This window comes from Vibrio gazogenes (assembly GCF_023920225.1).
GTDB classification, from domain to species: domain Bacteria; phylum Pseudomonadota; class Gammaproteobacteria; order Enterobacterales; family Vibrionaceae; genus Vibrio; species Vibrio gazogenes.
On the sequence record NZ_CP092588.1, the window covers coordinates 1,146,310 to 1,164,116 of the forward strand.

The window sequence follows — 17,807 nt, forward strand, 5'->3', positions numbered from 1 at the left end:
GTTTTATATTTACAAAGTAAGTGAATACCAGATTGATGGCGTTTGTCACTCAATCGCCATTGCCAGCAAACTGATCGGGTGAATCGCTTCAAGCCGGGTGTTCTCTTCGATCTGCCATTTACAGGTTTCACAATCCGTGATCACCATATCCGCACCCGATTGATCAATCGATTCAAACAAGTGTGCCCCGATCTTCATCGATACCGAATAGTTCTCGGTCTTAAAACCATATGTTCCGGAAAGGCCACAACATTCACTATCGAGGACCGTCACCGTGACTCCCGGAATCATTTTCAGTAATTCAATGGTAAAAATCGCCTGTCCGCTGCGTTCCAAATGGCAAGGCGTGTGATAAACCACATGCAGATTCAATGGTTTCATTGCCGGTTGCTGTCCATTCATAAATGATCGCAGTAAAAATCGTGTCACATATTCGATTTTGTCGGCGACCTGAGAATTATCGACCCCGAGTACATGCGGGTATTCCTGCTGCAATGTAAAAGAGCAGGTCGACGACGTGGCAAGAATCGGGGTTTGATAATCCTGCACAGCCGATATCATCGATTGAACATTTGCCTCAGCGTTCTGACGTGCTTTGTGATGAAATCCGTTCGCCATCAAAGGCACACCACAACATTTTTCACGCTCCAGCAAGCGAACTCCGATGTTCATCGCATTCATAACTTTGATGAAGTCTTTACCCAGTTGCGGATGGTTGTAGTTCACATAACAGCCGTGAAAATAAGTCACCTGATGCTGATACAACGGCTGACGGGTGCAGTTTTGTTTGAACCACCGTCTGAATGTCCCGTGGGAATACTTGGGTAATGATTTATGCTGGTGAACCCCAATCACCTGATGCATGGCTTTTTTGACTATCGGTAGAGCGGTCGTTGCATTGATAAGCGGTGCCAACGGTGATGCCAGTGTACCGAATAGATCGGTATGACTGAGGATATAATCCCGGATGCGTTTCGGATTAAGCGGCTCCTTGCCATATTTACCACGGGCCACAGCAATCATATCGCCAATTTTGACCCCGGAAGGACACGCAGTTTCACACCGTTTGCAATTGGTGCAATATTTCAACGCTTCATCGTAATAAGCCGGATTTTTGATACGTAAACGCTCACCATCCGGACCACACTGTTTCGGGCCCGGGTAGTCAGGATTTGCCTTCGAAACCGGACAATAAGCGGTACATACCGTACACTTGATACACTGTTCAAACGAGGTACTCTGAGGGGCAAGCTGAGTAAAACGACGATTCATGAAAGAGCCTCCTGACAAGTTGCCGGACAAACATTATCGGTGATGCATTGCTCGACGGCATGATACGCAGTTGCAATGGCAACACCGCCACCACTGCCTTCAAACACGGGGTCATAGCCGGCCAGCATTGCCCCACAACAATAAAGGTTAGTAATCGTTTCCCCGCAATAACTCGGATGCAGCTGATCGTTGGTTGATACCCCAAAAGTCATGAACGGATGCGGCTGATGCTGCGCGACAAAATCATGCCCGCCCCATTGTGTTCTCGGCGTGATTTGCGCGACGTCCAAACCGAAAACTGGCTCTTTGATCGCCTGTCGTGATGCCTGTAACCCCTGACTGAAATAACTGCCGGTTGCCATAATATAATGCTCGGCCCGAACCGGGATATCGGTCAGATTCCGGGTATACACTTCTGTCAGACGGTGTCCTTCAAAGTGGCCGCCGAGCACTTGATCCCCCTTGAGATGAACGCCCCCCGCCTGAATAAAAATCCGGTGTAACGCGGCTTCGAGGCGCATGCCCATCAACGACGGTGGCATGGTCGGGACCTCATGAAAGTGACGCTGCGTTTCCTGCTGTAAGCGATCTAAGATTGCCATCCCATCACCATGACCGACGACCGCAGGCAAAATCACCAAATCATCGGACTGGGTCATCTCGGTCAGTTGTTCACAAAATGCCGACCAAATCGGCGCCTGTTGCAGCAGATGAGCAATATCAAGCGAACGTCGTTCACACGGATGACGCTGATCATGTTCAACACTGGGGAGATGAATCGTAGCAATCCGGATCGGCAACCCGGAAAAATCAGCAATACGGGCTAAATTATCCTTCAGGATCTGTGGCTGAAAATCGCGGTATCCTGCCAGCGCAATAATCACAATTTCACGAAAAGGGGCGTTCGTACGATGCTGATAGACATGTGGTTGAGATAACCAAGTTGCTTTCAGGGTCCCAAACGGTGTAATACGCCAATGGTTGGCATGATCCGGCTGATGAGAAAGCGCAACCTCTGCGGCCAGCATCTCTTTAAACCACAACAAACTCTGCTTGACGCCTGTCCGGCCAACTTTCACATAGGGATGTTGCACCGTCTGACGGATGGTCTGTTGCCGTGAGTCGGCCTCTTCCGGTAACGCCGCTTCCTGCAATACAGCGGACGCAAGTTCATCATTTTCTAACTGAGCGCTTTCTAACTGAGAAATGGCCGCGAAAGGATCCACGACTGGCTCACCCGTCGGCAGGCGACCCAACACATCAATAGAGCCTGAAGAAAAATGCAGCGCACTCTGCCCCTGACTGATCAGCACGGTTTTCCGACCAGCCTGCTGACTGCGGATCGCAGCACAATAACCGGCAATTCCGCCGCCGATCACGGCGATATCATAATTCATCATTGGCGTTCCTCCTGCTGCGGATCTGTGTCCATCACCGGTTGCTCTCCCACGCCAAGCAATCCCTGATAGATCCAGTAACTGAACTCCGCTTCCCGTAACGCATTGCCCCAGAAGATCGGTTTAATGCCTTTCCAGCGTTCTTCCAGAAAGTCGGTCAACAAGGCACCGGATTCACAACCATCCATCTCAGTGTATTCTGAAAACAGCGCCGCAGCCCGATAACTACACAATTCACCCTGACAGGGGCCCATCCCTAAACGAGTCCGACGCCTGAGATCAATCAGGTTTTTGACATCCAACTGTGAAATCGCATATTCGATTTCACCGGCTGTCACCATTTCACACTCACAGATCACCGCCTGACTTTCAGGGTTGTCGGCTAAAAATTGTTCCGCGCGTTCACCGTGACGGTAAATTGCCGATTCATAAACGGGTTTGGCGAGACTGGCTGTTTTTTTCGCCTGCTTCGGCATGCCGTTGGCTCCCGGCAGCGGTTTGATATGGGTTTCACACGGTGCGGAATGACCCAGTTTTTGCGCGACCATATCAGTTGCCCACTCCGCCATGAGACGATAAGTCATAAGCTTACCACCGGTAATCGTCGTTAGCCCTTTCAGGCCATCCCGCGCTTCATGATCCAGTAAAACGATCCCCCGGCTGATATTGCGGCCGCTACCATCATCATCAACAGAAACTAACGGCCGGACACCGGCATATGCCCGGAGGACCCGCGTATTGGCCATAATCGGGGCGAGCTTTTCCCCTTCTTTGAGCAGTAAGTCAACTTCACGTTCAGTCACTTGCAAATTGTCTATCTGGTCATAATCCACATGTTCAGAGGTCGTACCGATTAAAGATATGGTATCTCCGGGCACCAGAATATCGGCATCGGCCGGTTTGCGGCAGCGATTAATCACCAGGTTATTAATCCGGTAATCCAGAATCAGCAAAGACCCTTTGGCAGGAAACATGCGAATCTTCAGATCCGCATACTCACAAATGTTTTGCCCCCAGATACCAGCGGCATTGATCACCTCTTTGGCATAGATTTCAAGATGTTCACGGGTATCTGAACGCCAGGCCCGAACGCCAAGCACAGTATCCCCCTGACGAATCAGGCCTTGTACCCATGTACGATTTAATACACGCGCACCATGTTCTTTCGCGTCCAGAATGTTCGCACTACACAACCGAAAAGGATCTAATGTGCCGTCAGGCACTTTGACGGCACCAAGCAACTGTGGGTTAACATGCGGCTCTAAAACCAGCGCTTCTTTGGCACTTAAACGCGTCGTTTCAATACCGGCAACGCCACAAGCCTTAATGAATGTATCCTGATAAGCCAAATCGTCTTCCGGTAATGTGACAAACAAACCGTTGGTCGGTTCGACACAGTGTTTGGCGATCCGCCTGAGGATTCGATTTTCCTGAATACATTCTTTTGCGGATTCAGGGTCAGTCACCGCATAACGCGCGCCCGAATGTAATAAACCATGATTTCGCCCCGTCGTCCCGGAAGCAATATCATCCCGTTCGAGTAAAATACAGTCGATACCACGTAACGCGCAATCACGCACGATGCCAGTGCCTGTCGCACCACCACCGATAATAACGACATCTGTTTCCAACCTTCGGGCAACCACCATCTATATGAACCTTCTGATATCAATGCACTGACAAATAGTGTGTCATTTATTATCTAAAATGTTCGATATATTGCTCACAAAAGAGCGAACGAACATTTTTAACCAATCCAGAGTCCAATGAGAGATCGTCATATTACGTGGTTTGTCACAATTATGATGGGTGCGGAACGACGTGGCAGAGGCAAGTAGACTCTGGAGTGAATCGCCCTCCCTTCCCCTGCATACGCTGATGCACAGTCGTCATCCGTCAACGATAACACCACAACTATCAATGCTTTTATCAATAAAGATAGGAAATACAAGCGATTTTTTGGCTCAAAACTGACATTTTAGCATCCATATTGTTCCATTAAACAGGATGTCATCCTGTAAAATTATGCTCCAATTAACAAAAATAGAAATAGAAGGGACACAATTGTGCTCGAACACTCATTAATTATGTTTGTTTGTTTTCGCGCAAAGAATTCTATGCAGAATGAGCCGTGCATCCGTGCATATACGTGAGTAAAACAAGGACTCTTACCTATGGCTCGAACAAAACAACATACCCTACTAGGGGAATGCATCGCTGAATTTATCGGAACAGGGTTACTGATATTTTTTGGTGTTGGCTGTGTGGCAGCGCTGGTTCTCACCGGAGCGTCATATGGGCAATGGGAAATCAGTATCATTTGGGGGCTCGGCGTGTCGATTGCAATCTATTGCACGGCAGGTGTCTCCGGCGCACATATCAACCCTGCAGTAACGATTGCTCTGGCAGCATTCCACGGTTTTAACAAAGCAAAAGTACTGCCTTACATCGCATCACAAATCCTCGGTGCATTTTGCGCTGCGGCATTAATTTACGCGTTGTATAGCAACCTATTCGCCAACTATGAAGTCACCCATGACATGCTGCGCAGCAGTCAGGCGGCACTCGCAACAGCCGGTATTTTCTCAACTTACCCGAATGCATCATTATCCTTCTTTGGTGCCGTGGCCGTTGAATTTACCATCACTGCGGTACTGATGTTTGGGATTCTGGCGCTCGGTGATGAAAATAACGGCGCACACAGAAACGCGATGAACCCACTGTTGATCGGGATACTCATTGCCGTCATCGGGAGCTCATTAGGGCCATTGACCGGTTTTGCCATGAACCCCGCCCGGGATTTCGGCCCCAAACTGTTCGCTTATCTGGCTGGTTGGGACTTTGCCTTGACTGGCGGTAAGGATATCCCCTATTTTATTGTGCCGATCGTCGGACCGATTGCCGGTGCGTGCTTCGGTGCCTGGGCTTATCCTAAATTCATCGCGACATACTTGCCGACCGTCGGCGTCGGTTGCACCATCCCGAACCAATGTGACACCAAAGACAATACAGAGGCGCATATTTAACCGCGCTCAATCACAAATTGGATAAAAGTAAAAATAATTTAAGCAGCAACTAAAACACGAAACAATAAAAGATAAAGGAATGAACCATGACTGAGCAAAAATACGTAGTCGCCCTTGATCAAGGGACAACAAGCTCAAGGGCCGTCGTACTTGACCATGATGCCAATATCGTCAGTGTATCTCAGCGTGAATTTACTCAAATTTATCCCGAAGCCGGTTGGGTCGAGCATGACCCGATGGAAATCTATGCAACCCAGAGCTCAACATTAATCGAAGCCATTAGTAAGGCTGGGATTCGTAGTGATGAAGTGGCAGCAATCGGGATTACCAACCAACGTGAAACAACGATCGTCTGGAATAAAGAAACCGGTAAACCGGTCTACAATGCCATTGTCTGGCAATGTCGCCGTACCGCAGAGATCTGTGAAACCCTCAAGGCACGCGGACTGGAATCATACATTCGGGAAAACACCGGGCTATTATTAGACCCTTATTTCTCCGGAACAAAAATCAAATGGATTCTGGATAATGTCGAAGGTGCCCGTGAAGATGCCGAAGCCGGCAAATTGTTGTTCGGGACCGTGGATACTTGGCTGGTGTGGAAAATGACACAAGGTCGCGTCCATGTCACAGACTACACCAACGCCTCACGGACGATGCTGTTCAACATCAATACCTTGCAATGGGATGAGAAAATTCTGCAAGAATTCGGCATTCCGCTTTCCATGATGCCGGAAGTTAAAAAATCTTCGGAAGTCTACGGTCAAACCAACATTGGTGGTAAAGGGGGAACGCGTATTCCAATCGCCGGGATTGCCGGAGACCAGCAAGCCGCGCTGTACGGGCAAATGTGTGTTCAGGCAGGACAGGCAAAAAATACCTATGGTACCGGCTGCTTCCTGTTGATGAACACCGGACAGGAAAAAGTCACCTCCAGTAATGGTCTGCTGACCACACTGGCCTGTGGCCCGAATGGCGAACCGGCTTACGCACTCGAAGGTGCCGTCTTTATGGGTGGTGCGGCAATTCAGTGGCTCAGAGATGAACTGAAACTGATCTCCGATGCGAGAGATTCCGAATATTTTGCGACCAAAGAAGATACCGCAAACGGGGTTTACGTGGTGCCGGCATTTACCGGTTTAGGCGCGCCATATTGGGATGCTTATGCACGCGGTACCATTGTCGGCCTGACCCGGGGCGTCAATTCAAACCATATCATTCGTGCAACACTTGAAAGTGTCGCCTATCAGACTCGGGACGTGCTGGATGCCATGCAAGCGGACTCCGGTATTCAACTGGCAGGGCTAAGAGTTGATGGCGGCGCGGTTGCCAATAACTTCCTGATGCAGTTCCAGTCTGATGTGCTGGATACGCAGGTACTTCGTCCGAAAGTCACCGAAGTGACCGCTTTGGGCGCGGCCTACCTTGCCGGTATTGCCGTCGGTTTCTGGGATAGCTTAGACGAGCTCAAAAACAAAGCCGAGATTGATCGCACTTTCTCACCACATCATGATGAAGAAAAGCGGCAACGTCGTTATAAAGGCTGGAAACGCGCAGTCAAATGTGCACAAACCTGGGCTGAAATGCATAACGAAGAGTAATCAGCCACACCGATCAGCAAATTGATCATACAAAGCACTAAGCCAATCTGGCTTAGTGCTTTTTTATTGGCACAGGTTTTGATTCGTTTTTTATTAGCACGTCTGTCTTTTTATTAACACGTCTTTTTATTAACACGCCTTTTTTATTAACGCGAGTGGATATTACCGCACGAAATCGAGCAGCACTACTTGACCACACACATCGGCGTGCCGGCGATCGGATCGCGATGAACTTCAGCATCCAGCGCAAAGACATCCGCCAGCAATTGTGTGGTCAGTATTTCCTCCGGCGCCCCCTGAGCGACAACCCGCCCGCCATTCATCACAATCAGATGATCACAATAACGACAAGCCTGATTGATATCATGCAGGACCGTTACTAATGTTTTTCCTTCATGATTCAAGAGGCGCATCAGTTTCATCAGCTCAACCTGATGGTTCAAATCAAGATAGGTTGTCGGCTCGTCGAGAAAAACATAGTCGGTATCCTGCGCCAGCGTCATCGCAAGCCAGACCCGTTGACACTGACCACCGGACAGCTCCGCGATTTTCCGTTCGGCAAATGCCGTCACCCCCGTCAATTGCATGGCCAATTCGACTTGATGCTGATCGGTCTGGGTTAACTGTCCCCAAAAACCGGTATAAGGGCTCCGGCCATAACCGACCACATCGCGGACCAGAATCCCCTCTGGCACTTCCTGAGACTGAGGCAATAGCGATAGCACCCGAGCCATCGCCTGTGATGAGTAATCCCGAATATCTTTGCCCTGCCACTGAACCATGCCTGACTGCGGGGCGAGAAGACGCACTAACGCTTTCAGCAGGGTTGATTTCCCGCACCCATTGGGCCCGAGCAAAGCGGTGATTTTCCCTGATAAAATCTGTAGGTTCACCTGCTGAACAATCGGTGTTTCACCGTATCCGACATCAAGATTCTCTGTCTTCAGTCCCATGTTTATCTCATTTTGACTAATAAATACAAAAAGTAAGGCGCCCCGATTGCAGCGGTGAGGATCCCGGCCGGCAGTTCAATCGGCGGATCAATCACCCGAGAAACGAAATCTGCAACCAGTAAGATCAAGGCACCGACCAACATGCCTGTCGGCAGCAAAATTTGATGCTTACCGCCGACCAGTTGACGCGCCAAATGAGGGGCGATCAACCCCAAAAAGCTAATCGGCCCGCAAATCGCGACCGCAGCCGAAGTCCACCCCACCGCAATTGCCAGCGCAATCAATCGGGTCAGCTTGACGGTCACTCCCAGACTGGTCGCCCGCTGCTCGCCTAATACCAAAATATTGAGTGGATGACTTAACCCCAGTACCACAGGCAGAAGTACACACCACGGTAACAAGAGCTGAATCTGCTCCCAACTGCGTCCCCAGAGACTGCCGGTCAGCCAGAGTAAGGCGTTGTTAATATCCAGCGGATGAATCAGCATGATGAAATCAATCGCACTGCCATAAAAAGCTGCGAGTGCCACACCGGTAATCGCCAGTTTCACCGGTGCCAGATTGCCTCGTACCAGCAATGCCAGAATCAAGGCCGAAACAATCCCCCCGACCAGTGCAACCCACGGCAGCCATAAGACCGAGACTGCCGGAAACAGCGTCATCATCACGACGGCCGCTAACCCCGCACCATGACTGACACCCAGAATATCGGGCGATGCGAGCGGATTGCGAATCACACCTTGGATCAAGACACCGGCCGTTGCCAGCATCGCCCCGACCAGAATTGCCACAATCGCGCGCGGAAAACGGTAGTCATAAATCGTAAAAGCAAAGGCACCTTGATTGTGTAATCCTTGCCATAACTGCGTCCAGCTCAGATCAACCGCCCCGTATTTCAGACTCGCTAAAAAACTGACGACAATCAGCCCACTCAGGATCAACGGCATCTTCAATCCATGATTCATCGTTCTTTCCTGACCAGATAGATAAAACAAGGCGCGCCCATCAGTGCCAGCACGGCACCCGCCGGTGTTTCTGAGGGGAAAATCACCCAGCGACTAAACATATCGGCACTTAACGTCAGCATCGCCCCGACCAAAGCGGTGCCCGGCACCAACCAACGCAGATCATAGCCAAATAATTTCCGCGCCATATGCGGCACGATCAAGCCGACAAACGCAATCGAACCCACGGCACTGACACACACCCCGACGATGATAAAAACCAATAGTCCGGTGAATGCGCGAATCCATGTCAAACGAACACCGAGGCTTTGGACCCGCTCATCCCCCAGAGCAAATAAATTCAACTTAGGCGCCAAAGCCCATGCCATCAGCAAAGCAAGCAATAACGGCGGCCAGCTCAAAACGACCTGTTGCCAGCTCACACTGGCAAAAGAACCGGCAAGCCACGTCATCACCCCTGTGGCCTGATCTTCAACCAAGATCACCAGCGCTTTGGTCATCGCTGCGCACAACGCAGAGACGGCAATACCAGCCAAAACCAGCTGTTTACGCTCGGCTCCGGTGCGCCATGCGCCCCCGAGCACCACCACAATTGTCCACGCCAGTGCCCCGCCGACAATCGCAGCAATCGGCTGGCTAAGATAGGCTTGTTGTAAAAACAGGGTTGATGTCAGTGCAACACCCAAAGCTGCACCGGCATTGACGCCAAATAAACTGGGTGATGCGAGCGGATTACGGGTCAGCGTCTGCATTAACAGCCCGGCAACGGCCAGCCCGGCACCCACCAAAATCGCTTCAATCACTCTGGGAAGGCGGATCTCAACAATGACCGTTTCGGCAATCCCCGGGGGTTGAGAGGAAAAAAAGGCATTATAAGGTGTACTGAGCGACATCGGAATGGCAGAAAAAGCCCACAACCCCCACCACGCGAGCAACACCACCAATCCACTCAGACACAAGAGCAGCGTGATACGTATCATCCGGGTGTGCGTCGCGCTGGGACGAATGGTTGGCGAGGGACGACTCATGACGATGGCGACACCAACTGAAGTAAGTCTTTTGCCATATATTCAGCCGCCAGAATTCCCCGACATCTTGACCAAAGGTTACCACTCACGGAAATCACATGATGCGCCCGAACAGCCCCTAACATCTGCCACAAAGGCTGCTTTTTCCACCGCCGGATAATACTGTTCGGGGTATAGTCACCGACGACGAGATAGTCCGGATTGATTGCTAACAGCTGTTCCAGTCCAATCTGGTGACTGGCACGATCATTATATAATGCCGGGGGCGACTTAAATCCTAATGCCTGAGCCACCCCGCCCGCATATGAATCATTGCCATGCGCATGAAAAGCATTTTCCCGCGCGACACCAAACAACAACGTTTTACCCTGTAAAGCGTGCAACTGCTGACGATATTCAGCCATCCGTTGTTGATGTAAAGCGAGTCGTTGCTGCATTGCCTGTGCTTTGCCGACAACGGTGCCAATGACAGCAGCGGCAGCCAGATTATCGGCATAGGTCTCCCGACGCGAGTGGAGCATCAGTGTCGGCGCAATTTTCGCCAAATCATCATACACAGCCGCATGACGATCCGCATCAGCAATGATCAGATCCGGTTGCAGCGCGGCAATCATCTCCAGTGACGGTTGAGAACGCGTTCCCACCGAAACCCAGTCGGAAAACTGCGCCCGGACAGCCGGTAACAGACGCTCGGCATCTTTATCATCGGCAATCCCGACAGGGCTGACATGGACAGCCGCCAGTGCATCTGCAAAAGAGAACTCCAAGACAACAATTCGCTTCGGAATATAATCGATTGAAAATGTGCCCCGTTGATCCTGAACCGTCACCGCCAGAACCGATGTCGAAACCCCGCACAATAACAAGAGTAGCAAAGCAATACGTCGCATAGAGCCTTTCAGCATGTTGTAAAACATCCAAAAATCAAAGTATTGAGTCATATTTAAATGAGAATTGTTCATATTACGAAAAACGCAGGTATAACACCAGCAATAGGCACGGTTTGTCTCTCAATCACATTCGGTCTGACTGAGACAAGCCGTTGATACAAAGATCTGATAGCGCAATCTGATACAAAAGAACGATACAAAAAGGCCCGGAAAAACACCGGGCCAATGCATATCAGAATGAATAATCTGCTTGTAAATAAACACGACGCCGCTCACCGACAAACGAGCCGGTTGCCTCAGTGAAACCACTGACCGCATAGGATTTATCAAACAAGTTTTTCACATTCAGCTGGAACTTCCAGTCATGCCACAAGGTCTGCCATGACATATCGTACACCGTGAACGGCTTCACTTTTTGCGCATCTTGGGTGAGCTGTTCACTGACATAATCCGCCCCGAACCCGATGGAGGAATCAATCGCAGGGAAATGATAGCGCGTCCATAAACCCAATTGGTTATGCGGTGCGTTGGCAAAACGTTTGCCGACCGTCCGGTTAGAAAACTCACCATATCCCTGCTTAACCAACGTATCGTTATACGCGTAAGACAGGTTCGCAACCCAGTTTTCCGTTAAGTCAGCCAAGATATCCACTTCGATCCCCTGACTACGAACCTTGCCATACGCCACCTGCTTATCACTGTCATTCGGATCGGTTTGCAGGACGTTTTCCTTGGTAATGTGGTAGAGCGCCACATTCATATTGACCCGATTATCAAACAGGTACGTTCTCACCCCGGTCTCATACATCAAACTCTCTTCCGGATCGAACGGCCCGCCATTATCGGACGCCTGAGATGCCGCAGCCTGAGGAACAAAACCGGTTGCAATCACCGCATAAGGGTGGAATTGTGCGTTGATCTTATAGGTAGAGCCGATCCGGTAAGAGAACCCTGTTCCGGTGTACTGTTCTTGCGTCTCTTTCTTCAAATCAACCACTTTATCGCGGTAACCGTCAAGCCGAACACCTGACAGCACATTCCATGCATCGGTAATTTGCCATTGATCCTGAAGGTACGCCCCGTACCGCTCTTCACGTGAGTCGGTATGCTTGGAAAGGGAGCTTTTATATGATGAGACATCGTCCGGCGTGTAATCCGGATTAGTCAAACTCCGGTCGGAAACACCATCTTTACGCTGCGCACGGTAATAGGTAAATTCATTGTCGAGCCGATAATAATCAGCCCCGAACAGCAGCGTATGTTGTTCCAGCTGTGCCACCAGATTCGCGGTCACAGAGCCCGCTTTATTGGTTCGCAACTGATCGCGATATTCACGGGTAACCGTATCATTGATACCGTCACCGTTCGTATCTTTCAACGAGCGTGATTCATGGTATTTTTGCGTATCTTCATTTTCAAAATAACGCAAAGTCACATCACCGGAGAGCCAGTCATTGATATTATGATTCACACGCACCTGATAGACTTGCGCCTCCAGATCATGGTAATCGCTGGCATCATTGGCATTCCATGATGCAGCGGCTAAAAAGTTACCGTCATCATCGGTCGGAATCCCGCGGATTCGTCCCCCGCCGATATGCTGAGTCACATTGATATATTGCAGACCAATCGTGGTATCGGCTCCGGCATCCCACTCATAACCTAAATCGATAATGCGGTTACGGGTGTCGGTATTTTTACGATAAGGATTTTCATGATCTTGATAAATACCGAGACGATAACGCTGCGACTGATCGGCATTGGCAGAGCCGGATAACGCCATCTGAGCACTGGTAAAATCTTGATTACCACCGGTTACAGCGACATGGCGTTTAGTCGCGTATGTTGGCTTTTTAGTTGTATAGTTGATGGTGCCACCCGGTTCACCACTGCCCATCACCGCTGCCGCAGGGCCTTTGAGCACTTCAACCCGCTCAATATTAAATAACTGTGGAATCGACAACCCTTCAAACGGGTCGCCGCGCACACTGTCATACAGTACGTGGTCCTGACGGAAGCCCCGGAACGTCACATAAGAATAGTTGTATTGGCTGACACCGCTCATTGAGCGGTACAAATCGGTAATCTGCCGTGCGGCCTGATCCTCGATCAACTGGCGGGGCAGCACCTGAATCGACTGCGGTGTATCATCAATCGCGGTCGGGGTTTTCGTCGCCAGAGAGGTTTCTTCAGCACGATAAAGAGACAGTGCCCGTCCGTGGACAGTCATGGTTGCATCGGCAGAAGTTGTCTTGGTGTCGTCACTTGCCACTGCTGCGGCAGAAAAGCTGAGCGCGATCATCAACGCTAAAGGTGTTTTTTTACCTAAAGGAGAAGATGTCGGCGTTTGATTATTGTGTTTGGCATGAATCATGAGATGGTCTGATCCGTTTATTCAATTGAGATGTGCATTAAAAGAGATGAAAATCTAAATGAGTTTAATTCCCATTTCAAGTAATTGTTAAATTTATCGCTAAAATGGCGTTAAATTGCCGGAAAATGAATGCATTGGGTTGTGTATTGTGGTGATGCGAGGTGGCACTGGTTTTATATTCTAAGCCTTTGGCTCTCATGCATGACGCACAATATATTTTTTCGGTTTCAGAGGCATCGGTGCTCTGTGCGCCAGTTCATCTTTCAACAATGAAAGACGAACCAGAAAATTCTTTTGGTCTGGCTGAGTCGCACGCTGTCCAGAACCAGCTTTTACGGGCGTCCTGCCCGGAAAAGCTTAATCATTCTTCCCTGAATGATTTTCTTGGTTGAGGGGCTGATTTGAATTAGGTGGAACATTTATACAGACAAGTTGCTGATGTGGGATCCCTATTTTCAACCTGCTGAATAACTGCCATTGCCACGGTGTGACCGACTTCCCGTAATCTTACCCACTGAATGCGCCTTTGACGCCCAAGTATGACGCACAATATATTTTCCCGATTTCAGAGGCATCGGTGCTCTGTGCGCCAGTTCATCTTTCAAGCATGAAAGACGAACCAGAAAATTCTTTTGGGCTGGCTAAGTTGCACGCTGTCCAGAACCAGCTTTTACGGGCGTCCTGCCCGGAAAAGCTTAATCATTCTTCCTTGAATGATTTTCTTGGTTTAGGGGCTGATTTGAATTAGGTGAAACATTTATACAGACAAGTTGCTTATGTGGACTCCCTATTTTCAACCTGCTGAATAACTGCCATTGCCACGGTGTGACCCACTGAATGCGCCTTTGACGCCCAAGTATGACGCACAATATATTTTTTCGGTTTCAGAAGCATTAGTGCTCTGTGCGCCAGTTCATCTTTCAAGAATGAAAGATGAACCAGAAAATTCTTTTGGTCTGGCTGAATCGCACGCTGTCTAGAACCAGCTTTTACGGGCGTCCTACCCGGAAAAGCTTAATCATTCTTCCATGAATGATTTTCTTAGTTGAGGGGCTGATTTGAATTGGGTGGAACATTTATACAGACAAGTTGCTTGTTAGGCAACTACCCAACCCTTACAGCTGATGTCAAAGTTTCACCAACATTTATATGACAGTTTGTAAAAAGAAGTTTTTCAAACTCTTTCACAGTCCGAAACATTGTTTCAACTATCTCGGGAGTTAGACAGCTATCCCAAGGACAACTCATTTGCTCACGCAATTCTTCTCGAGTTGTAACATCTGTTTCAATTTCTATTGGCTCACCATGGGCTACATGATCTCGTAACTCTTTTAACTGCCATAGTTTTTCGTAAAGACCAACACTCTTATCAAATTCAACGCCCGCCTTGGCACACACTTTCGTTATTTTGTTTTTGTACCTGTCGAATTCTTTCCATTTTGGTATTTTTTTGTATCCAACAAAATTAACCAGCGCCTCAACAGAGAAAGCCAAAGAGACTAAACAAGATAGGCAATCTAATTTAATGCCATCAAGATTTTCATCCGCTAACTTTTTCCGAATAGTTTCCCGTTGGAAATGAGCTAAATTCAGAAGATCGTTATGAGGATAAACTTTTACTCGATATGTCATATTTTCTCCTTGTAGCCTAACGCATGAAACAATTGCAAAATATATGTCAATTGATTCGTCTTGTTAACTGTATAACGGCTTACGCAAAAAATAGTACACCAAAGCAATACGCGACTGTATCATTTACCACCGCTAACTAAAAACAAATATGAAGTTAAGGCTATATGGAGCAACTTTCTTTTTTTTCAGTACCAAGTCCTTGCATAGGCGTATGCTCAGTCGATGAAAAGGGGTATTGCAAAGGCTGCATGAGAAAACGAGAAGAAAGGTTCAACTGGTTGAATTTGACCAACGAACAAAAATTACGAATTATCGAGCAATGTCGCCAACGATATCGCCGAAAAATTACATCTAGATCAATTTCCACAAACGATGACAACATCACTGGAAAGCAGACTAGCATAGCTCAAAATGATGACTTTTTCAGCCAACTTAAAGACATTGTTGAACAAGGTGATGTTGATATCGATTCCGATGTCAGAAACGAGCTAGAACAAACCATATTTCAAGGGAAAAGTGTCGATAGTCTTTCCGAAAAGGCATTGAACACAATAATTTGGTTACTTAAAAATTTCTTTTTACCTTTTTTTGTTTCATGTATCGCCACCGCATATATGGAAAGAGCTGATTTGATCAGAGATTATTTTTCGAATGTTAGCTCAAGTAGAGAGATAAAGAGTGAAATTCGTAAGCAGACATTCGGCAACGATACAAAAACTCTCAGGGTCATAATCGGTAACAACCTCAATCTTCGAGAAGGACCGGCCAAAAAGCATACCTCATTCGGTACATTGCATCTTGGTGACGTTGTTGAAGTAATAGATAACACTGATAAAAGTTGGATTTATGTGCGTGTTGTGTTGGATGACGAAGTACTTACAGGTTGGGTATTCAGAAGATATACTAAGAAGCTAAATTATCTGACTAAATAGAGATACAGTTAACGCCGCAAACAGCGGCGAGCGTAGCGAGTCCGGTAGCCAACGACTGCGAACTGATTTGCTTTGTTAGGCATCTTCATTGTCTACGTGAAGGACAAGGGTATTCTTCGTTATATGGATATTTGTTTCTTTTGAAGGAGTAAAGAGTACGCAGCCTGCGGAATGCCCTGTTTGGGAGTCTCTAAGATAGTTGCCTCCGGCCCAGCCATTTTCCTGAGCTTCGCTTGCAAACCAGTGCTTAATATTGTCAGTCATCCGCTTTCTATCGGTGTCATTTGCTTGATTATATAGCGCTATTATTCGTTCATTAGAACAAAATACTGCGTTATCTTTCAGTTTGGTATTTTCCGGATTAGGGAAAACAAAGTTTCTACCTTTTGCCATATTCCATCTCCTTTTGGTGTGTAAACTCAATTACCTAACGCCCTGTTAAGGTGTGAGCAACGCAATACCGATGCCGCCGCATACCACCTTAAACACCAAACACAACGCATAGTAAAAATGCCACGCGTTGCGAATCACTCTTAAACAGTTTGTATGGGAAATTATCCCCATTAATCGACCTGTTTCGGGTAATGTGAGACCCAGGCTTTAGCTGCAACTAAAGCTTTCTATGTCGTAGTTCGATTGAACGCTGGCTCCTCTATCGAGAGACCGATAACAAACATGAACGCGACATAGAACTCCAAGCACTAAACTCGAATACTCGACTGGGTCTCGAACCCGCATTACGCAAGCAAGAGTTAGCTTATTATGAATACAAACACACTTCAAAATATTAATGTCGGTGTTGATACCGGCAAAGCAAATCTAGATATCTATATCCGCCCACTTGATATCTTTTTTACGGTTTCTAATGATGGTAAAGGAATAAAAGAAGCGGTAAAAGTCATCAAGAAACATCAGCCTGAACGCATCGTTATCGAAGCAACCGGCCGCCTTGAAATGCCTTTTATTATCGCCTGTTCCAAAGCCAATTTACCTTTTGTAATTGCCAATCCTATCCACATTAAACGCTTCGCTGGCGCTATTGGCCGCAGAGCTAAAACGGATAAACTGGATGCTCAATTAATCGCTCATTATAGCGAAGCCATTCAACCTCAACTGACCCAGTTAAAACCAGAAATCATGCGATTAATGAGTGATTTAGTCGCCCGTCGACATCAAATTTTAACGATGCAAACCATGGAAAAGAATCGCTTACAACAACTCCCTAAAACGCTTCATTCCACAATCAATCCTATCATTACTTCCTTCAAAAATCAGATAGAGAAGATCGAAACACTCATCATTGCTCTCATTGAAAAAACGCCTTCTTATCAGAGCAAAAATATCATTTTACAAAGTGTCCCAGGCATCGGGAAAGTGAGTGCGGCCGCCATCATTAGCAACGTTCCTGAGCTGGGTTACATCAACAATAAACAAGCGGCTTCTCTAATAGGTGTTGCTCCCATGAATAGAGAAAGTGGCCGCTATAAAGGCAAACGAATTATCCAAGGTGGGCGTGCTCAGGTGCGTACAGTCCTGTATATGGCGATGATGTCTGCAATGCAATCTAACCCTGTTTTTAAGACCACATATCAGCGATTACTGGAAGCAGGAAAACCCAAAAAAGTAGCCATCATTGCCTGTGTTAGAAAGATGGTTGTGATCCTGAATTCAATGCTAAGAGACGGAACTATGTGGAATGAAAATATGGCGAAAAATTAACTATTGACGCCATACTCG

14 protein-coding genes and 1 pseudogene are annotated in these 17,807 nt (G+C 47.9%); 5 read left to right on the forward strand and 10 right to left on the reverse strand.

All coding sequences use genetic code 11. The annotated features are described in order from the left end of the window. Positions 1–45: 45 nt before the first annotated feature. Genes glpC through glpA form a run of 3 tightly spaced genes read right to left on the reverse strand, consistent with a single transcriptional unit; the run spans position 46 to position 4,318 of the window. A complete protein-coding gene (gene glpC / locus MKS89_RS20640; protein WP_072963184.1) occupies positions 46–1,272 on the reverse strand; it encodes an anaerobic glycerol-3-phosphate dehydrogenase subunit GlpC in 1,227 nt (408 codons plus the stop codon). Next, positions 1,269–2,672, reverse strand: a complete 1,404-nt coding sequence (gene glpB, locus MKS89_RS20645; RefSeq protein WP_072963181.1) for a glycerol-3-phosphate dehydrogenase subunit GlpB — start codon at positions 2,670–2,672, stop codon at positions 1,269–1,271. Before glpB ends, glpC begins: the two co-directional genes overlap by 4 nt. Beyond that, positions 2,669–4,318 carry an anaerobic glycerol-3-phosphate dehydrogenase subunit A gene (glpA, locus tag MKS89_RS20650; protein WP_072963179.1) on the reverse strand — a complete coding sequence of 550 codons (1,650 nt, stop codon included), beginning with the start codon at positions 4,316–4,318 and terminating at the stop codon, positions 2,669–2,671. Before glpA ends, glpB begins: the two co-directional genes overlap by 4 nt. A 525-nt stretch (positions 4,319–4,843) precedes the next feature. Between glpA and MKS89_RS20655 the strand changes: the two genes are divergently transcribed. Beyond that, the gene (locus MKS89_RS20655) at positions 4,844–5,695 is read left to right on the forward strand and encodes an MIP/aquaporin family protein (protein ID WP_072963176.1); all 852 of its coding nucleotides are present in this window, start codon (positions 4,844–4,846) and stop codon (positions 5,693–5,695) included. 86 nt (positions 5,696–5,781) lie between these two features. Further along, a complete protein-coding gene (gene glpK / locus MKS89_RS20660) occupies positions 5,782–7,296 on the forward strand; it encodes a glycerol kinase GlpK (RefSeq protein WP_072963173.1) in 1,515 nt (504 codons plus the stop codon). Positions 7,297–7,481: 185 nt separating this feature from the next. On the opposite strand, the gene fecE is transcribed toward glpK, so the two are convergent. From fecE to MKS89_RS20690, 6 genes are all read right to left on the reverse strand, one after another. Continuing rightward, positions 7,482–8,249, reverse strand: a complete 768-nt coding sequence (gene fecE, locus MKS89_RS20665) for a Fe(3+) dicitrate ABC transporter ATP-binding protein FecE (protein ID WP_072963170.1) — start codon at positions 8,247–8,249, stop codon at positions 7,482–7,484. Between the two features lie 2 nt (positions 8,250–8,251). After that, on the reverse strand, positions 8,252–9,214 hold the full coding sequence (fecD, locus tag MKS89_RS20670; RefSeq protein WP_072963167.1) for a Fe(3+) dicitrate ABC transporter permease subunit FecD: 963 nt from the start codon (positions 9,212–9,214) through the stop codon (positions 8,252–8,254). After that, positions 9,211–10,242: an iron chelate uptake ABC transporter family permease subunit gene (locus MKS89_RS20675; RefSeq protein WP_106407001.1), complete on the reverse strand. Its 1,032-nt coding sequence runs from the start codon at positions 10,240–10,242 to the stop codon at positions 9,211–9,213. The genes fecD and MKS89_RS20675 overlap by 4 nt, the downstream gene beginning before the upstream one ends. Then, positions 10,239–11,147: a Fe(3+) dicitrate ABC transporter substrate-binding protein gene (locus MKS89_RS20680; RefSeq protein WP_353844468.1), complete on the reverse strand. Its 909-nt coding sequence runs from the start codon at positions 11,145–11,147 to the stop codon at positions 10,239–10,241. The genes MKS89_RS20675 and MKS89_RS20680 overlap by 4 nt, the downstream gene beginning before the upstream one ends. A gap of 217 nt (positions 11,148–11,364) precedes the next feature. Continuing rightward, entirely contained in the window at positions 11,365–13,506 is a 2,142-nt protein-coding gene (locus tag MKS89_RS20685) for a TonB-dependent siderophore receptor (RefSeq protein WP_072963164.1), read from the reverse strand. A 1,104-nt stretch (positions 13,507–14,610) separates the two neighbouring features. Next, positions 14,611–15,138 (reverse strand): hypothetical protein, encoded by a 528-nt coding sequence (locus MKS89_RS20690; protein ID WP_072963160.1) that lies wholly within the window; start codon positions 15,136–15,138, stop codon positions 14,611–14,613. Between the two features lie 164 nt (positions 15,139–15,302). On the opposite strand from MKS89_RS20690, the pseudogene MKS89_RS20695 reads away from it, so the two are divergent. Both MKS89_RS20695 and MKS89_RS21010 read left to right on the forward strand, forming a co-directional pair. Beyond that, a pseudogene (locus MKS89_RS20695) lies at positions 15,303–15,485 on the forward strand (DUF1289 domain-containing protein); the annotation flags it as partial. Positions 15,486–15,539: 54 nt separating this feature from the next. Continuing rightward, positions 15,540–16,070: an SH3 domain-containing protein gene (locus MKS89_RS21010; protein ID WP_353844470.1), complete on the forward strand. Its 531-nt coding sequence runs from the start codon at positions 15,540–15,542 to the stop codon at positions 16,068–16,070. Between the two features lie 75 nt (positions 16,071–16,145). On the opposite strand, the gene MKS89_RS20705 is transcribed toward MKS89_RS21010, so the two are convergent. Continuing rightward, positions 16,146–16,463, reverse strand: coding sequence for a hypothetical protein (locus MKS89_RS20705; RefSeq protein ID WP_072963157.1), 318 nt, complete (start codon positions 16,461–16,463; stop codon positions 16,146–16,148). Positions 16,464–16,832: 369 nt separating this feature from the next. On the opposite strand from MKS89_RS20705, the gene MKS89_RS20715 reads away from it, so the two are divergent. Beyond that, positions 16,833–17,789, forward strand: coding sequence for an IS110 family RNA-guided transposase (locus tag MKS89_RS20715; RefSeq protein WP_072954044.1), 957 nt, complete (start codon positions 16,833–16,835; stop codon positions 17,787–17,789). The last annotated feature ends 18 nt before the right edge of the window (positions 17,790–17,807 follow it).

Coding starts and splice junctions, on each gene's coding strand:
- glpC (WP_072963184.1), bottom strand. CDS start 1,272: ATGAATCGTCGTTTTACTCAGCTTGCCCCTCAGAGTACCTCGTTTGAA.
- fecE (WP_072963170.1), bottom strand. CDS start 8,249: ATGGGACTGAAGACAGAGAATCTTGATGTCGGATACGGTGAAACACCG.
- MKS89_RS20680 (WP_353844468.1), bottom strand. CDS start 11,147: ATGCTGAAAGGCTCTATGCGACGTATTGCTTTGCTACTCTTGTTATTG.
- MKS89_RS20655 (WP_072963176.1), top strand. CDS start 4,844: ATGGCTCGAACAAAACAACATACCCTACTAGGGGAATGCATCGCTGAA.
- MKS89_RS20690 (WP_072963160.1), bottom strand. CDS start 15,138: ATGACATATCGAGTAAAAGTTTATCCTCATAACGATCTTCTGAATTTA.
- glpA (WP_072963179.1), bottom strand. CDS start 4,318: ATGGTGGTTGCCCGAAGGTTGGAAACAGATGTCGTTATTATCGGTGGT.
- fecD (WP_072963167.1), bottom strand. CDS start 9,214: ATGAATCATGGATTGAAGATGCCGTTGATCCTGAGTGGGCTGATTGTC.
- glpB (WP_072963181.1), bottom strand. CDS start 2,672: ATGATGAATTATGATATCGCCGTGATCGGCGGCGGAATTGCCGGTTAT.
- glpK (WP_072963173.1), top strand. CDS start 5,782: ATGACTGAGCAAAAATACGTAGTCGCCCTTGATCAAGGGACAACAAGC.
- MKS89_RS20705 (WP_072963157.1), bottom strand. CDS start 16,463: ATGGCAAAAGGTAGAAACTTTGTTTTCCCTAATCCGGAAAATACCAAA.
- MKS89_RS20675 (WP_106407001.1), bottom strand. CDS start 10,242: ATGAGTCGTCCCTCGCCAACCATTCGTCCCAGCGCGACGCACACCCGG.
- MKS89_RS20685 (WP_072963164.1), bottom strand. CDS start 13,506: ATGATTCATGCCAAACACAATAATCAAACGCCGACATCTTCTCCTTTA.
- MKS89_RS20715 (WP_072954044.1), top strand. CDS start 16,833: ATGAATACAAACACACTTCAAAATATTAATGTCGGTGTTGATACCGGC.